The organism is Micromonospora sp. NBRC 101691, from assembly GCF_030269285.1.
Taxonomy (GTDB): domain Bacteria; phylum Actinomycetota; class Actinomycetes; order Mycobacteriales; family Micromonosporaceae; genus Micromonospora; species Micromonospora echinospora.
Genome location: NZ_BSTB01000015.1, coordinates 181,400 through 197,041, shown reverse-complemented (window position 1 = coordinate 197,041; position 15,642 = coordinate 181,400). Strand labels below are relative to the sequence as shown.

Sequence of the window (15,642 nt, the reverse complement as noted above, 5' to 3'; positions counted from 1 at the left end):
CCATCACCCGATCCAGGTCCACCTCGGTGAACCCCGTCGTCAGACGACCGATCCGGGAGAACGCCAACAGATCGTTGATCAGACGCTGCATCCGCTGCGCCCCGTCCACCGCGAAACCGATGTACTGATCGGCCCGCTCGTCGAGCTGCCCCGCGTACCGACGCTGGAGCAACTGACAGAAACTCGCCACCTTCCGCAACGGCTCCTGAAGATCATGCGACGCCACGTACGCGAACTGCTCCAGGTCACGGTTGGACCGCACCAACTCCTCCGCCTGCTTCTGGAGCTGCGTGTTGACCCACTCGATCCGCTCCCGCGCCTCCCGCACCTCGGCGAGATCCTTGGCGATCTTCTGCCGCATGGCGTCGATGTCGACGGCGAGTCGGCGGAATTCCGTCGGGCCGCTGCCCTCGATGTGGTGGTGGTAGTCGCCCTCGGCGACCCGACGCACCCGAACCGCCAGCGCGGTGATCGGAGCGACCACCGTCCGGTTGATGGCGACCATGAGGATTACCCCCAGGGCCAGGACCAGCGCCAGAGCGGCACCGAGCAGCCCCACGAGGAGGTTGCTGCTGCCCTCGACCGCCGAGACCGCGGACTGGCGTGCGCTGAAGATGTCCGCCTGCAGTCGCTCGACAGCCACTCGGATCTGCTCGAACTGCGCGCGGGCTTCGTCGTTGATCAACGCCCGTCCGGCGGCGGTGCCGCCTCCCTGGGTGGTGGCGATGACCGGCTCCGCCACCGCACCACGCCACTGCGCGGACCGCTGTGCGACGGCGACAAGATCCCGTCTGATCTGCGGATGCGGCTGCGCCAGGTCGTCGAGCGAGGCGATCAGGGTCTGCTCCTGCGCAAGCCCGCTGCGGTAGGCGGCCAGGTCGGCGGGGTCGCCGCTGACCGCGTACCCGCGGATGGCTGTCTCCTGGTCGACGAGGGAGTTCAGCAGCTCCTGGCCCTGCACCCGCAGGGGACCGGTCCGGTTCAGAACGGTGTCGAGCTGACCACGGTGTCGCGCGGCGACGGCCGCCTCGACCAGGACAAGACCGACCAGCAGGACGCCCGCGACGGTGAGCAGCGCCAGCAGCCGACGGCGCAGGGTCCAGCCTCTGCGGTAGGTGTTCACCGGCCACCAATCTGACTCACCAGCAGCATCGTCACGTCATGGGCGCGTGGGTCACCGTTGCTCCCCGGGTTCCACGGCCCTCTCCTGGTTGCCGAGCTGAGCAATGCCTTCCTCCACGCGACCACGATCCGACCGGCCCCGCCGTACAGGCCGATTGATCCTCCCCCACGTTTTTGCCGGATGGCAAACGTCGGTGGTGACAGGTCGACGGCCGACGCGGCCGGACAGGGGCGAGCCGGCAGACCCATGGCGGCGGCTCGCCAGTCGAGCCGGCTGGGCCGTGGACCGCTACGGTTGTCGGGGGCTGAGCTGGGTGGTTCGGGCGAGCAGTGCGTGACGGGCCAGGCCGTCGGAGCCTGCTCTACGATGCCGCGGGGGTCACGGCTTCCGAGGACGGCATCGGTCCTGTGCCGTCCACGGCGACGATCAGGGTGAGACGTCCGGTTCAAGGGAGTTGTCGCAACGATGAGCAACGCTCAGCAGGGGCCGCTGACTGGCGGGGACGTGTTCGCCGGGGGCGGTGAGATCGGTCGTGACCTCGCGAAGGTGAACTGGGCGTCCACGCCGCTGGGGCCGCCGGCCGGCTGGCCGCAGAGTCTGCGGACGGCGGTCAGCATCCTGCTGTCGTCGCGATTCCCGATGTGGTTGGCGTGGGGGCCTGAGCTCACGTTCTTCTGCAACAGCGCGTATCGGCGGGACACTCTCGGCAGGAAGTACCCGTGGGCGCTGGGCCGTCCGGCGGACGAGGTGTGGGCGGAGATCTGGCAGGACATCGGCCCCCGGATCGACCGGGTGCTGACGACCGGGGAGGCGACCTGGGACGAGGCGCTGCTGCTGTTCCTGGAGAGGTCCGGCTACCGGGAGGAGAGCTACCACACGTTCTCCTACAGCGCGCTGCGGGACGACGCGGGCACCCTGGTCGGCATGTTGTGCGTGGTCAGCGAGGACACCGAACGGGTCGTCGGCGAGCGCCGGATGGCGACGCTACGGGACCTCGGGTCCGATCCCAGCGTGGTGCGCACCGAGGAGGAGATGCTGGCCTTCGCCAGTCGGCAACTCGGCCGCAACCCCTACGACCTGCCGTTCACGGCGACCTACCTGTTCCGCGACGACGGTAGCACGCAGTTGGCCGCAGCGTCGGGCATCACCGCAGGTCATCCCGCTGTCCCTGACACCATCCCGGCGGACGGCGCGTCGGCGGTGTGGCCGGTGGCGGCACTGGCACGTGGCGAGTCGACGCTGGTGCCGCTCGACGGCACCCGGTTCGCCGGGCTGCCGTCGGGTGCCTGGTCCGAACCGCCCGACCAGGCCTTCCTGGTACCGCTCCTGCAACAGGGCGGCGCGCCGTACGGCTTCGTCGTCGCCGCCCTGAACCGCTACCGGTCGTTCGACGACGGCTACCGGGGCTTCGTCGAGTTGGCCGCGGGACACGTCGCGACGGGGATCGCGAGCGCCCGCAGTTACCGGGCCCAGCAGCAGAGGGCCGAGGAACTCGCCGAGCTGGACCGGGCGAAGACGGCCTTCTTCTCCAACATCAGTCACGAGTTCCGCACCCCACTCACCTTGATCATGGGTCCGCTGGAGGAGCTACGTCACCGGCTCGGTGACACCGACCCACGGGTCCGCGAGGAACTACAGGTCGTCCACCGCAACGGGCTCCGGCTCGGCAAGCTGGTCAACGCGCTGCTGGACTTCTCCCGTATCGAGGCGGGACGGATGCAGGCGCGATACGAGCCGGTGGACCTCGCCGCGGCCACCGCCGACCTCGCCAGCGTCTTCCGCTCCGCGGTCGAGCGGGCGGGCCTCGCCTTCGAGGTGGACTGCCCGCCGCTGCCGGAGCCGGTGTACGTCGACCGGGGCATGTGGGAGAAGATCGTCCTGAACCTGCTCAGCAACGCGCTGAAGTTCACCTTCGACGGCGTGATCCGGGTGACGGTGCGCCCGGAGGACGGGCAGGCTGTGGTGACCGTGGCGGACACGGGCATCGGCGTGCCGGCCGAGGAGATGCCGCGGCTGTTCGAGCGGTTCCACCGGATCGAGAACGCGCGTTCGAGGTCGAACGAGGGCAGCGGCATCGGCTTGGCGCTGGTCAAGGAACTCGTGGGGTTGCACGGTGGCGACATCACCGCCGACAGCGTCCCCGGTGGGGGCACGACCTTCACCATCCGGCTGCCCTTCGGCGCCGCCCATCTGCCTCCGGAGGCGCTGGTCAGCGCGGAAGGCGTCGCGACTGTCTCGGCCACCGCCGATCCGTTCGTCCACGAAGCGCTGCGCTGGCTGCCCGAGGGCCCGGCCCGGAGCGCGGAGGCCGACCCCCTGTTGACCGCCGGGGAGACGCCCGGTGAGGTGGAGGGAGATGCGAGACACGCGTCGGCCCGGGTCCTGGTCGCCGACGACAACGCGGACATGCGGGAGTACCTGACCCGGCTGCTGCGGTCCGCCGGTCACCGGGTGGAGGCGGTCAGCGACGGTCGGGCCGCGCTGGAAGCGGCACGTACCGCCATTCCCGACCTCGTGGTCAGCGACGTGATGATGCCCCGCCTGGACGGACTCCAACTGGTCGCCGCCCTGCGGGCCGACCCGCGCACCGCGGGAACACCCGTCCTGCTGCTGTCCGCGCGGGCCGGGCAGGAGGCCTCCATCGAGGGGTTGGAGGCGGGGGCGGACGACTATCTGGTGAAGCCGTTCTCGGCCGCCGAGCTGCTCGCCCGGGTACGGGCGAACGTGGAACTGGCCCGGCTGCGCAACCACCACGCGCGGTGGCGGACCGCGCTGGTCGACTCGTTGCAGGAGGCGTTCTTCGTCTGCGACGACAAGGGCGCCGTCATCGAGATCAACACCACCTTCACCGACATCCTCGGCTTCGGTCCCGAGGATCTGCCCTATGCGCCGACCCACCCCTGGTGGCCCAGCCAGGACGCCGAGCCGGAGGCGTACCAGCAGGTCGCCGACGCCTTCGCTCTGCTCGTCGGGCAGACCCGCGGCACGTACACCATCCCGGTGACCCACCGCGACGGGCACCGCCTGTGGGTCGCTGCGGCGTTCAACCAGGTCGAGGATCCCGACACCGGCCGACGGGTCGTCGTCGGCACCTTCCGCGACGTCACCGCGGAGCACTACGCCCTACAGCGGGAGAGCGCGCTGGCCGCGCTGAGCGTCCGCCTGTCCCAGGCGGACAACCTGGCCGACGCCCTGCACGGCGTCCTCGACGAGCTGCGGGGACTGTGGCGGGCGACATGCGTCCTCGCGGCCGTCTTCGACGGCTCCCACACCCCGACGGTGACGGCCACCGACCCGCGCCTGCGCTGGGACACCCTGACCGACGAGCGTCGGCGCACCCTCACCGCGCTGCGGGACAGGCCACTGCTCACCACCATCGCCGACCAGAGCACCGGCACCGGGATCGCCATCGAGCATCCGTACGGCACCATGGCCCTGTGGATCGATCTCGGCGAGAGACGTCCCGTCACCGAGCAGGACCAGACCCTGCTGGCCCTGCTGGCCGGGCATCTCGGCCAGGGGTTGCACCGCGTCCACCAGATCGACCAGCAACGGGAGACCGCGCTCGCGCTGCAACGCGCCATCCTCGGCCCCGCGCAGCTACCCAGTGGATTCGCCGTACGGTACTCACCCGCCACCCGCCCGCTCAAGGTCGGTGGTGACTGGTACGACACGGTCGAACTCGCCGACGGGCAGATCGGCATCGTCGTCGGGGACTGCGTCGGCCACGGGCTCCGCGCCGCCACGGTCATGGGGCAGCTGCGCAGCGCCTGCCGCGCGCTGCTGCTACAGGACTCCAGCCCCGCCAGCACCCTCACCGCGCTCGACCGCTTCGCCGCCCAGCTTCCCGGAGCCATGTGCGCCACCGTCTTCTGCGGCGTCCTCGATCCGGCGACCGGGCGACTGCGCTACGGCAGCGCCGGCCATCCACCGGCCATCGTCGCGGATCCGGACGGCACCACCCGACTGCTCGACCAGGGCAGGTCCCGTCCGATCGGGGCCCGGGGCCGGGCCGCGCGATCCGAAGCCGAGGACGTCGTCCCGGCACGTGCCACCCTGATGCTGTACACCGACGGTCTGGTCGAACGCCGCCGCCAACCCCTGACCGCCGGCATCGACCGCGCCGTGACCGTCATCCAGAACGGACGAGCCGAGCCCATCGAGGCCCTCGCCACCGACGTCATGACGCAGCTGACCCCGGTGGGCGGGTACGACGACGACGTCGCGCTGCTGCTCTACCGCCATCCCGGCCCGCTGGAGCTGGACTTCGCCGCCGAACCCGCCGGTCTCGCCCCCGTACGCAGCGCACTACGGACCTGGCTCGACCGCTGCGGGCTCGACCAGGCCAACGCCTACAACGTGCTCGTGGCCGCCGGCGAAGCCTGCGCCAACGCCATCGAGCACGGCCACCGCGACAGCCCCGGCGGACGCATCCGGCTACGGGCCACCGCGACCGCCGAGGATCTGCGCCTGAGCGTCACCGACAGCGGCCGCTGGAAAGCGCCCGAGCCGGACGCCAACCCGCACCGTGGGCGGGGACTCGCCCTGATGCGCGCCCTGATGGACACCATCACCGTCACGTCCGGCACCGCCGGCACCATCATCGACATGCAGGCGAGGATTCGATGAGCACCGCACTGACTCTGACCACCGGCCGCCGCCCGGACGGCACCCCGGTCCTGGCCGCTGCCGGCGAGGTCGACATGAGCAACGCCGCCGAATTCGCCGCAGCCCTCGCCCACGCCGTGGAGACGGCGGCAGGCCCGGTCGTGGTCGACCTCACCGCACTGGAGTACCTCGACAGCGCCGGCCTCGCTGCCCTGTTTCCCCACGCCGAGCGGGTTCACCTCCTCGCCAGCCCGCTGCTCGCTCCGGTCCTGACCATCGCCGGCCTGGCCGACGTCATGACACTCGTCGCGTCGTGATCCGGCGGCGGGTGCTCCGGTCCACCCGGACCTCCGGACACCGGCGGGCGGACCGGCCCGCCGGTCACGCGACGCAGAACTCGTTCCCCTCCGGGTCGAGCATGACGACATGACCGAGGTGACGACCGTCGGACTCCTCGCGTACGACCCGTGCGCCGGAGCCAACCAGGTCGTCGACCTTCGTCCGGATGAGCTGCTCGCGTTCGGCGAGGTTCCAGGGAGGTTCCCCGGCTACGCGGATGTCGATGTGCAACCGGTTCTTGGCGATCTTGCCCTCCGGTACGCGCAGGAACCCGATCGCCGGACCGACCCCCTGCGGATCCACGATGGACGCGCCGTCCGGGTGGTCGTATCCCGGCTCGGCCACGTAACCGAGCGCCCTGGCCCAGAAGGCGGCGATCCGTTGCGGATCAGCCGCGTCGCAGCCCAGCGTCCAGTGTGTCGCCATGCCCGCACGCTATACCTTCCGGGCTGACCGAGGTAGTCGAACGGACAGCGACCGGTGGTCGGGAAGAGGTGCGGGACGGTACCCGGTGGAACCGACGTCGACGAGCCCCAACTCCCGCGAGAGTCCCACCGGTTCCGGTGTTCCGACCGGGCGAACCGACCGGCCATGATGGTCCGGTGCGTCGATTCCGGCTGAGGCTGTCCCTGTGGCTGATCGTCGCTGCCGGTGTGGCGGCCGGCGTCGCCTGGTCGCCGTTCGTGTCGGCCCGGCAGATCGGCCCGACCCTGACGGTGCTCGGGGTTCTGGTCCTGGTGACGGCGTCGGCAGCCGGCCTGTCGCTCCGGCTCAGGAAAGCGCCGGCGAAGTCCCGCGACGAACGGCTCACCGACGCGCACCGCGAGCTGGCCGCAGCGGCACGACGGACGATCGACGCCGCGCTCGCCCCGTCCCTCGACGACTCCGTGCCCCTGCGGTTGCGCCGGTCGCCGGAGCGGTGGCCGCTCGGGAGCGCCCGGCTCGGTGACCTGGGAGTGATCTTCCGCGGCCTGGGGCACCGGCAGCTGGTCATCGTCGGCGCTCCGGGCAGCGGCAAGACGACCAGCGCTCTCCTGCTCGCCCGGGGACTCCTCGACCGCGACGCGGCTCCGGACGTACCCGTCCCGGTCGTCCTGCCGGCACGTCGGTGGCGACCCGCCGTCGAGTTGTTGGAGGCGTTCGTCGCCCGTTCCCTCCGGGAGTCCCACCCGTCGGTGGGGGACGGACCGACGATCGAGCGGCTCGTGCTGCACGGGCGGGTCCTACCGATCCTCGACGGCCTGGACGAGATGGACGACGACAGCCGTGACGAGGCGGTCCAGACGCTCGGCCGTTACGACAACGGCATCGTCGTCACCTGCCGCAGCGACACGTTCGAGCGTCTGGTGGGGCGTCCGGGGCCGTTCCCCGGTCGGGCGGCGATCACGGAGATCGAGCCTCTCGACGCCGACACCATCGTCGCCTGGTTGAGCCGGGACGACCCCGAGGGACAGCGCCAGGCCGTCGTCGAGGAGATCCGCCGTCACCCTTCGGGAATCCTCGCCCGGGCTCTCGACACCCCCCTGATGGTGACGCTGGCCCGTGCGGCGTTCACCAGCCCGGACCTCGACCTGCCGACGCTGCTGGCGCTACCGGACCAGCAGGCGGTGCGGTCCACGCTCCTCGCCGCGGCCCTCGGCCCGGGATCGTCCGGCAACGACGCGCTCCCCCCGCGCTGGCTCGCCACCCTCGCCCGGTTGACCGCCCGCACCGGTTCCCAGGACTACCGCTGGTGGCGGCTGGCACGCCAGACCTGGCCCGTTGCCGGATGGCCACTGCGGCTGGGCACGCTGGTCGTCCTGGCGACCGCCGGCGCGCTGACCCGGCAGTGGTGGACCGCCCTGGTGGCCGGCGGCGCGGCCCTCTCGGCGGGGCTCCTCCTCGGGCTCCACCACCGGCACCCGCAACCCCGACGGATCGTCGCCGGCAGGATCGGGTGGATGCTCCTCGGTGGCGTCGTGGGCGCGGGGGCGACGCTGGGAGTCGCCGCCTGGACCTTCCTGGGCGACCTGCTGCCGGCGACGTCACACCGGCCCTGGCACACCCTCCTGGCGTACGGCCTCGTCGGCGCGGCGGCGGCCCTCCTGCTGCGCAACCGGCTCGGGCCGCGCCCGACCGTCCCGGCAACCGACCTCGCAGCCGACCGGCAGGCCGCGCTCTGGTACGCCTCAGCGGTCGGCACGGTCACGGGCGGAGTGTGGTACCTCAACCCCGGAACCGGTGCCTGGCTCGCCGTGGCCGTCGCGGTCGCCGTGTTCACCCTCGTACTACTGGACGGCAGCGCCTGGGGGCAGTACCTTCTCGCCCGGCTCCGGTTCGCTTCCGACGAACGGCTGCCCTTGAACCTCGGGAAGTTCCTCGACCATGCCGAGCAGGCCGGGCTGCTCGTCGGGGACGGCGACGGATACCGGTTCCGGCACGTCATGGTGCGGGACTACCTGATCGGCCGCGAGGCTGCCCGGCCCGGTCCACGGCTGGTGGCGGCGATACCCGAGATCCTCGAAGAGGTGCTGGTGCTGCCCGAGGCGGTCGCCTACGTGGGGGTCGACCCCGACGACGATCGTCGCCGCGAGGTCCGGCACCTGACGCGCGTCGTGCTGGAGAACGACGGCAACGTTGTCGAGACGGTCGGCGCCGAGCGGTACGACCGTTTCCGCCAGGCGCACGACCGCCTCGTCGCCAGCGCCGTCTCGCCGTTCTGGGTCCGGGTCGGGCGGGTGTGCGGGCCACTGGCCGGGGTCGGTGCCCCGCTCGGCCTCGCCGCCCTCGGCCTCGACCTGCTGTCCCGGCCACTGCTGTCGGCCGCCACCGAGATCGTGCTGCTGGCTCTCGCCCCCCTGTTCACGTCGTTGCTGGTCGACGGGATCGTCGCCCACCGTCTCGGCAGACTGGGAACTCCACCGGTTCCTCAGGAGCGGTCGGTCGTCCCGTACCGGCCGGCAGTGGGGGTCGCCGTGCTCTGGTGGCTGGCGACGCAGACCTACCTCACCGTGCCGGCCGTTCGCGCCGTCGTCCCGCTCCGGCACGTCGGCGTCCTCTGCGCGGTCGCCACCCCGGTGCTGATCTTCGCCTGGCTGGCCGCACGACCGCACCTGGACGCGCACCGGGGTTTCCGGGAGGAGGACCCGGCGCTCTGGCCCCCGCCGACCCCGGCCACCCGGCGGTACGTCGAGGCAGCCATCCAGGCCCGCCGGGACTGGCTGACCACGATCGCCCGGGACGGGTTGCTGCCACTGATCCGGAACCGGCTGAGGCGGGGACGGGACGAGTACGCGCTGGTCCTGCCCGATCTCGACCCGGCCCGGCTCGGCGCGGTCAGCCGGATCGACCAGCTGGTCGACAGCGCCGCCGGGGACCAGGTCGACTGGACCCTGCGGCACCTGGACACGGCGAGCATCGGGGTCAGCGGCTCCCGGGGCGCCGGCAAGAGCACCCTGCTGCAACGGTTCTGCACCGAGCCCTTCCGCACCTCCGACGACGACGTGCTGGTCCTGGTACACGCGCCGACCGCGTACGACCGGCGCGAGTTCCTGGTGCACCTGTTCGCCGAGACCTGCGTACGGCTGGGCGCGGTGGCTCCGGAGGGCGCCGGACCGGCCCGGCTGCGTCGGCGGCGCCGCCTCTCCGCCCTGGCCCCGGCGGCCGGTCTGGTGGTCGGTGTCGGGCTGGTCGTCGGGGCGTCGTTCGGCGAGGCGCTGTCGACTCTCGGCCGGTCGCTCTGGACCAACCCCCGCGCGACCCTGCTGGTGCTCGGTGGCCTCCTGGTCGTGGCCTCGACGGGCTGGGCGGTGTGGCGCAGCCGGCCCGCGCTGCGCGCCCCGGGACGGGCGAGCGAGTCGGCGCTGGCCGCCGCCGGGCACCTGCGGATGTTGCGGTACCAGTCCATGGTGTCGGAGAAGGTCGCCGGCAAGGTCGGCCTACCCGGTGGACTGGAGGTCAGTTCCGAGGGCAGCGTCCAACGCACCGAGCACGTCCGCACCTACCCGGAACTGGTGGCGCAGTTCCGGACGCTGCTCGACCAGGCGGCGTTGGAACGCCGTCCGCGCGGGAACCGGATCGTCATCGGCATCGACGAACTCGACAAGATGTCGTCCCCGGCCGAGGCGGAACGGTTCCTGAACGATCTCAAGGCGGTCTTCGGCGTGTCGGGCTGCTACTTCGTCGTGGCGGTGTCCGAGGACGCCCTGGCCGCGTTCGACCGGCGGGCGCTCGGCGTGCGGACCACCTTCGACAGCGCGTTCGACACCGTCGTGGCCGTCACGCCGTTGTCGGTGGCCGAGGCCGGGCGGCTGCTCGAACTGCGCGGGGTGGTCATCCCGGCGCCGTTCCTCTGGTTGTGCCACACGCTGTCCGGCGGTCGCCCCCGCGAGCTGCTGCGTACCGTGATGACCCTCGCCACGGTCAATTCCCTGCACGGCCTGGAGCGACTCGACGTGCTGGCCGCTGAGCTGATCCGATCCGACCTGGCGACCATCCTGCCCGCGCAGGTCCGACAGGCCGAGGCGCTCGGCGCTCCGGCCACGGAGGTGGTGGACTGGCTGACCCGGGCGGCCGAGGCACCGGTCACCGCGCCGTCGCTGGAGGCGCAGGTGTGGGCGGCCCCCAGCGTCGCACCGGACCAGCCGGCGACCGAGGTGGTGGCCCAGAGCCGCACGTACCTCTACCACGCCGCGACCCTGCTCCGGTCCTTCTCGGACGACGCCGCGGAGATTGTGTCGTGGCTGCGGGCCAGGCCGGATCTCGGACCGGTCGACCGGCTGGCCCACGCGCGGGCCCAGATCGCGGTCCAGCCGACGGTTGCCTGGCAGGCCGTCGACGCCTACCGGCGTGCCGCGCCGGGACTCGCAGTCGTCCCCGTCGGGACGGCGGAGACCGACGACCGGCGGTGGTAGTCGGCGCACCCCGCTCCGTTTCCGGCACCGGTCCGGCCGTTCGGCCCGGTGCTGCCGTCACAGCAACCGGCGATGGGTGATGACCCGCAGGGCCAGGTAACCCGGCGGTACCGGCAGCCAGAACGTCGCGAGGCGGTAGATCAGGACGCCGGCGAGGGCGGTGTCCAGGGGCACCCCGTAGAGCAACAGGCCGGAGACGAGCGCGGCCTCGGTGGCACCGAGTCCGCCGGGGGTGGGCGCGACGGAGGCGACGCCCTCACCGACGACGCACACCAGGATGACCGGGGGGACGACAGCGAGGTCGAAGGGCCGGCCCGCGGCGAGGAGCGCGACGTAGAGGCAGAGGCCGTAGGTGAGCGTGAGCGCCCCGGACGTGACGACGAGCCACCGGAGGCCGTGCTGGTGGGTCAGGGCGCGCAGGGCGGCGAGGGCTCCCAGCAGTGCCGCACCACCTCGGTGAGCAGCGCAGCCGGTCGTTGCCGGGCGACCACGACCTTGACGGCGACGGTGAGCCAGTACGCGAGGTTCCCGGCCAGCAGGAGCTTCCACGCGGTGCCGACCCGGCCCGCGATGACGGCTGCGGCGGCGACGAACACCGCCGGGTACGAGCCGCCCTGCATGACGAGCAGCAGGGCCGGGGCCAGCCCGGCGGGAAGGTGGTTGAGCAGGGTGAACAGGTCCCGCTCCCAGAGCGGTACGGGACGGCTCCGGGTGGCCGCGCTCACCGCCACCAGCAGACCGGTCGAAACGGCCAGGCTGACCAGCAGCGCCGGCGACGGGCGATGTGTCCGCGTTACCACCGCTCCTCGGCCGCCCCCTCATCCGGCTCGGGTGCCCGCTGTCGCCCCGAACCCTACGGAACACGCACCGTGGAACGGGTTTTCCGCCCCCTCGCCAACCCGTTCGGGACGACAATCAGCGGATGGACAGGGTGGTGACGGCGCTCGCCGGGCTACCACCGGCCCTCGTCCTGGCACTGGTGTTCGTCCTACCGGCCCTGGAGTCGTCGACCCTGCTCGGGCTGGTCGTGCCCGGCGAGGCGGCGATCCTGGTCGGCGGGCTGGCAGCCCACCACGGTGCGCTGCCGCTGTGGGCGGTGGTCGTCGCCGGGACCGTCGGGGCGTGCCTCGGCGACCAGCTCGGCTACGCCCTGGGCCGACGCTACGGACCGGGCATGCTGGCCCGTGCCCCCGGTCCGCTGCGCCGGCGCCTCGACATCACCCGGGCCCGCCGCCTGGTCGCCCGGCACGGGGCCTGGGCGGTGGTGTCCGGCCGCTGGGTCGCCGTCCTGCGGGCCGTGGTGCCCCTGGTCGCGGGCGCGGGTGGGATGCGCTGGCCGACGTTCCTGCGGGCGAACCTGGCCGGTGGCGTGGTGTGGGCGGCCGCTGTCGCGCTGCTCGGCTACCTCGCCGCAGCCTCCTACCGCTACCTGGAGCGCGAGCTGGACATCGGTGAGTGGGCCCTGCTGACGCTGGTCGGCGTCGGCGTGGCCCTGCGGGTGTGGTGGCATCGACGCCGGCGGCCGGCCCACGGACCGGGTGGACGGCTCAGGCGACGTGCGTGAGGTAGCCGGCGACGGCCTCGTCGAGCACCTCCCGGCCGGGCCGGGCCCACACCTCCTCGGCGAAGACCTCCACCTCCACCGGGCCGACGTAGCCGGCCGCGTCCACGGCCTCCCGGAAGCGGCGCAGCTCGACGCAGCCCGTGCCGGGCAGCCCCCGGCCGAGCAGCACCCCCGCCGGCAGCGGCGTCACCCAGTCGGCGATCTGGAAGCAGGCGATGCGCCCCTCCCGGCCGGCCCGCGCGATCTGCGCCCACACCTGGTCATCCCACCAGAGGTGGTACGTGTCGACGACGACGCCCACCGTCTCCGCCGGATACGGCGCGACGAGGTCCAGGGCCTGACCGAGACTGGCGACCACGCACCGGTCGGAGGCGAACATCGGGTGCAGCGGCTCCACGGCGAGCCGGACCCCCGCAGCTCGGGCGTACGGCACCAGCTCGCCGATCGCGTCCCGCACGTGCATCCGGGCGCCGTCGATGTCCCGGCTGCCGTCGGGCAGGCCGCCGGAGACCAGCACCAGCACCGGCGCGCCCACCGCCGCGGCCTCGTCGATGGCACGGCGGTTCTCGTCGAGCCAGCCCGGGGTGCCGAAGAACCCGCCGCGGCACAGCGAGGTGACGGTCAGGCCGGCGTCGCGCACCAGCGCCGCAGTCGCCTCGACCCCGTGCGCGGCCAGGTCCTCCCGCCACAGCCCCACCCCGGACACCCCGGCGTCGACGCAGCCGGCGACGAGGTCCGGCAGCGGCCACCGCTTCGTCGTCGCCGAGTTGAGCGCGAACCGCTTCACTGTGCCACCCCCGTCGTGGTCATGAACGCCCGCGCCCGGTGCGCGGCCAGCTCGGCGTCGGGCAGCAGCCCGGCCGCGTCGGCCAGCCGCAGCAGCCGGCCCAGGTGTGCCGGCGACCGTCCCGACTGGAGACCGCCGACCATCGTGAAGTGGTCCTGGTGACCGGCGAGCCAGGCCAGGAACACGATGCCGGTCTTGTAGTAGAAGGTCGGGGCACCGAACAGGTGCCGGGCGAGCGGCAGCGTGGGCGCCAAAATCCGGTCGTACGTCGCCAGGTCCCCGGTGTCCAGCGCCCGCAGCGCGGCGGCGGCCGGAGGCGCGATCGCGGCGAGGACGCCGAGCAGCGCGTCGGAGTGCCCCTCGCCGTCGCCCCGGATCAGGGCCGGGTAGTTGAAGTCGTCGCCGGTGTAGAGCCGTACCCCAACGGGCAGGCGCCGCCGCAGCGCGATCTCGAAGTCCTCGTCGAGCAGCGACAGTTTGATGCCGTCGACCCGGCTCGCGTACGCGTCGATCAGCGCGACCACGGTCTCCGCGGCGCGCACCGGATCGGCGTCGCCCCAGTAGCCGGTGAGCGCCGGGTCGAACGCCGGGCCGAGCCAGTGCAGCACCACCGGGCCGTCGGCGTCGGCCAGCAGCCGGCCGTAGACGTCGAGGTAGTCGTCGGCGGACCGGGCCGCGGCGGCCAGGTGGCGGCTGCACATGAGCACCGGCTGGGCACCGGCGTCCTGCACGTCGGCGAGCTGCTCGGCGTACGCCTTGCGGATCTCGTCGAGCGTGGCCGGACCGGGCGGCAGCTGGTCGGTGGCGACGCCCGCGCAGATCGCGCCGCCCTCGGCCCGAGCGGCTGCCGCCGAGCGCCGCACCAGCTCACGCGCGGCCGGGTAGTCCATGCCCATGCCCCGCTGGGCGGTGTCCATCGCCTCGGCGACGCCGAACCCGTACGACCACAGGTGCCGGCGGAACGCCAGGGTCGCGTCCCAGTCGACCGTGGCGGGCGTGCCCGGCACGTTCTCCGCGCGGGGATCGGCGACCACGTGCGCGGCGGCGTACGCGACCCGGCTGGTGAACCGGGCGCCGGGCGTGCGGTGCTCGCGCCCGGCCCCGGAGAGGGTGACCGGCCCGTCGGGCAGGTTGACGGTCCGGGTCACGAGCGCAGCTCCGTCACCTCGACGCGCCGGCCCTCCCGGGCCGACTGGAGGCCCAGCTCGGCCAGTTGCACACCGCGCGCGCCGGCCCACAGGTCCCAGGTGTACGGGGCGTCCTCGGCGACGTGCCGCAGGAACATCTCCCACTGCGCCTTGAAGCCGTTGTCGAACACCTCGTTGTCCGGCACCTCCTGCCACTGCGCGCGGAAGTCGTCGGTGGACGGCAGGTCCGGGTTCCAGACCGGCTTCGGGGTGGTGGCCCGGTGCTGGACGCGGCAGCGACGCAGCCCGGCGACCGCGCTGCCCTCGGTGCCGTCGACCTGGAACTCGACCAGCTCGTCCCGGTTCACCCGGACGGCCCACGAGGAGTTGATCTGGGCGACGACGCCGCCGTCCAGCTCGAAGATCCCGTAAGCGGCGTCGTCGGCGGTCGCGTCGTAGGGCTGGCCGTCCTCGGCCCACCGGCGCGGGATGTGGGTGGTGACGTGGGCGGTGACCGCCCGGACCGGCGAGAAGATCTGCTCCAGCACGTAGTGCCAGTGCGGGAACATGTCGACGACGATGCCGCCGCCGTCGGCGGCCCGGTAGTTCCAGCTCGGCCGCTGCGCCTCCTGCCAGTCGCCCTCGAAGACCCAGTAGCCGAACTCGCCGCGCACCGACAGGATCCGGCCGAAGAACCCGCCCCGCACGAGCCGGTCGAGCTTGCGCAGGCCGGGCAGGAAGAGCTTGTCCTGCACGACGCCGTGCCGCACCCCGGCCGCGTCGGCGGCGCGCGCCAGCTCGACCGCGCCGTGCAGGGTGGTGGCGGTCGGCTTCTCGGTGTAGATGTGCTTGCCCGCCGCGACGGCGAGCCCGATCGCCTTCTCCCGCTCGCTGGTGACCTGCGCGTCGAAGTAGATCGAGACGTCCGGTCGCGCCAGCGCGGCGTCCAGGTCGGTCGTCCAGTCGGTCAGCCCGTGCCGGGCCGCGACGTCGCGCAGCTTGGCCTCGTTCCGCCCGACCAGGACGGGTTCCGGCCAGAGCCGGCTCCCGTCGCGCAGCGGTAGGCCGCCCTGTTCGCGGATGGCCAGCAGCGACCGGACCAGGTGCTGCCGGTAGCCCATCCGCCCGGTCACGCCGTTCATCACGATGCCGATCGGGACACGTGCCGTCATCGTCCCACTCTCCCTAGGGGTCATCTCCGG

11 protein-coding genes are annotated in these 15,642 nt (G+C 72.7%); 4 read left to right on the top strand and 7 right to left on the bottom strand.

All coding sequences use genetic code 11. The features are described from left to right. A partial coding sequence (locus QSK20_RS22310) for a sensor histidine kinase (RefSeq protein ID WP_285790544.1) occupies positions 1-1,123 on the bottom strand: 1,123 nt, incomplete at its 3' end. Positions 1,124-1,588: 465 nt separating this feature from the next. Here QSK20_RS22310 and QSK20_RS22305 point away from each other — a divergent pair. Together QSK20_RS22305 and QSK20_RS22300 are read left to right on the top strand one after the other, a co-directional pair. Then, positions 1,589-5,752: a SpoIIE family protein phosphatase gene (locus QSK20_RS22305; protein ID WP_285790543.1), complete on the top strand. Its 4,164-nt coding sequence runs from the start codon at positions 1,589-1,591 to the stop codon at positions 5,750-5,752. Beyond that, complete coding sequence (locus tag QSK20_RS22300; RefSeq protein WP_285790542.1) at positions 5,749-6,048, top strand: STAS domain-containing protein; 300 nt, start codon at positions 5,749-5,751, stop codon at positions 6,046-6,048. The genes QSK20_RS22305 and QSK20_RS22300 overlap by 4 nt, the downstream gene beginning before the upstream one ends. Positions 6,049-6,112: 64 nt before the next feature. On the opposite strand, the gene QSK20_RS22295 is transcribed toward QSK20_RS22300, so the two are convergent. Next, on the bottom strand, positions 6,113-6,496 hold the full coding sequence (locus tag QSK20_RS22295; protein ID WP_285790541.1) for a VOC family protein: 384 nt from the start codon (positions 6,494-6,496) through the stop codon (positions 6,113-6,115). A gap of 176 nt (positions 6,497-6,672) precedes the next feature. On the opposite strand from QSK20_RS22295, the gene QSK20_RS22290 reads away from it, so the two are divergent. Then, positions 6,673-10,962, top strand: coding sequence for an NACHT domain-containing protein (locus QSK20_RS22290; protein ID WP_285790540.1), 4,290 nt, complete (start codon positions 6,673-6,675; stop codon positions 10,960-10,962). A gap of 57 nt (positions 10,963-11,019) precedes the next feature. Here QSK20_RS22290 and QSK20_RS22285 read toward each other — a convergent pair whose 3' ends face one another. Both QSK20_RS22285 and QSK20_RS22280 read right to left on the bottom strand, forming a co-directional pair. Beyond that, entirely contained in the window at positions 11,020-11,400 is a 381-nt protein-coding gene (locus QSK20_RS22285) for a lysylphosphatidylglycerol synthase domain-containing protein (RefSeq protein WP_502888984.1), read from the bottom strand. After that, positions 11,370-11,762 carry a hypothetical protein gene (locus QSK20_RS22280; RefSeq protein WP_285790539.1) on the bottom strand — a complete coding sequence of 131 codons (393 nt, stop codon included), beginning with the start codon at positions 11,760-11,762 and terminating at the stop codon, positions 11,370-11,372. The genes QSK20_RS22285 and QSK20_RS22280 overlap by 31 nt, the downstream gene beginning before the upstream one ends. A gap of 122 nt (positions 11,763-11,884) precedes the next feature. Here QSK20_RS22280 and QSK20_RS22275 point away from each other — a divergent pair, with 122 nt between their 5' ends. Then, positions 11,885-12,526 carry a DedA family protein gene (locus tag QSK20_RS22275; protein ID WP_285790538.1) on the top strand — a complete coding sequence of 214 codons (642 nt, stop codon included), beginning with the start codon at positions 11,885-11,887 and terminating at the stop codon, positions 12,524-12,526. On the opposite strand, the gene QSK20_RS22270 is transcribed toward QSK20_RS22275, so the two are convergent. Genes QSK20_RS22270 through QSK20_RS22260 form a run of 3 tightly spaced genes read right to left on the bottom strand, consistent with a single transcriptional unit; the run spans position 12,510 to position 15,612 of the window. Continuing rightward, complete coding sequence (locus QSK20_RS22270) at positions 12,510-13,313, bottom strand: sugar phosphate isomerase/epimerase family protein (RefSeq protein ID WP_285790537.1); 804 nt, start codon at positions 13,311-13,313, stop codon at positions 12,510-12,512. The genes QSK20_RS22275 and QSK20_RS22270 overlap by 17 nt on opposite strands. Continuing rightward, positions 13,310-14,461, bottom strand: coding sequence for a DUF993 family protein (locus QSK20_RS22265; RefSeq protein WP_285790536.1), 1,152 nt, complete (start codon positions 14,459-14,461; stop codon positions 13,310-13,312). Before QSK20_RS22265 ends, QSK20_RS22270 begins: the two co-directional genes overlap by 4 nt. Then, a complete protein-coding gene (locus QSK20_RS22260) occupies positions 14,458-15,612 on the bottom strand; it encodes a Gfo/Idh/MocA family protein (protein ID WP_285790535.1) in 1,155 nt (384 codons plus the stop codon). Before QSK20_RS22260 ends, QSK20_RS22265 begins: the two co-directional genes overlap by 4 nt. Positions 15,613-15,642 lie beyond the last annotated feature (30 nt).

Coding starts and splice junctions, on each gene's coding strand:
- QSK20_RS22305 (WP_285790543.1), top strand. CDS start 1,589: ATGAGCAACGCTCAGCAGGGGCCGCTGACTGGCGGGGACGTGTTCGCC.
- QSK20_RS22300 (WP_285790542.1), top strand. CDS start 5,749: ATGAGCACCGCACTGACTCTGACCACCGGCCGCCGCCCGGACGGCACC.
- QSK20_RS22295 (WP_285790541.1), bottom strand. CDS start 6,496: ATGGCGACACACTGGACGCTGGGCTGCGACGCGGCTGATCCGCAACGG.
- QSK20_RS22275 (WP_285790538.1), top strand. CDS start 11,885: ATGGACAGGGTGGTGACGGCGCTCGCCGGGCTACCACCGGCCCTCGTC.
- QSK20_RS22260 (WP_285790535.1), bottom strand. CDS start 15,612: ATGACGGCACGTGTCCCGATCGGCATCGTGATGAACGGCGTGACCGGG.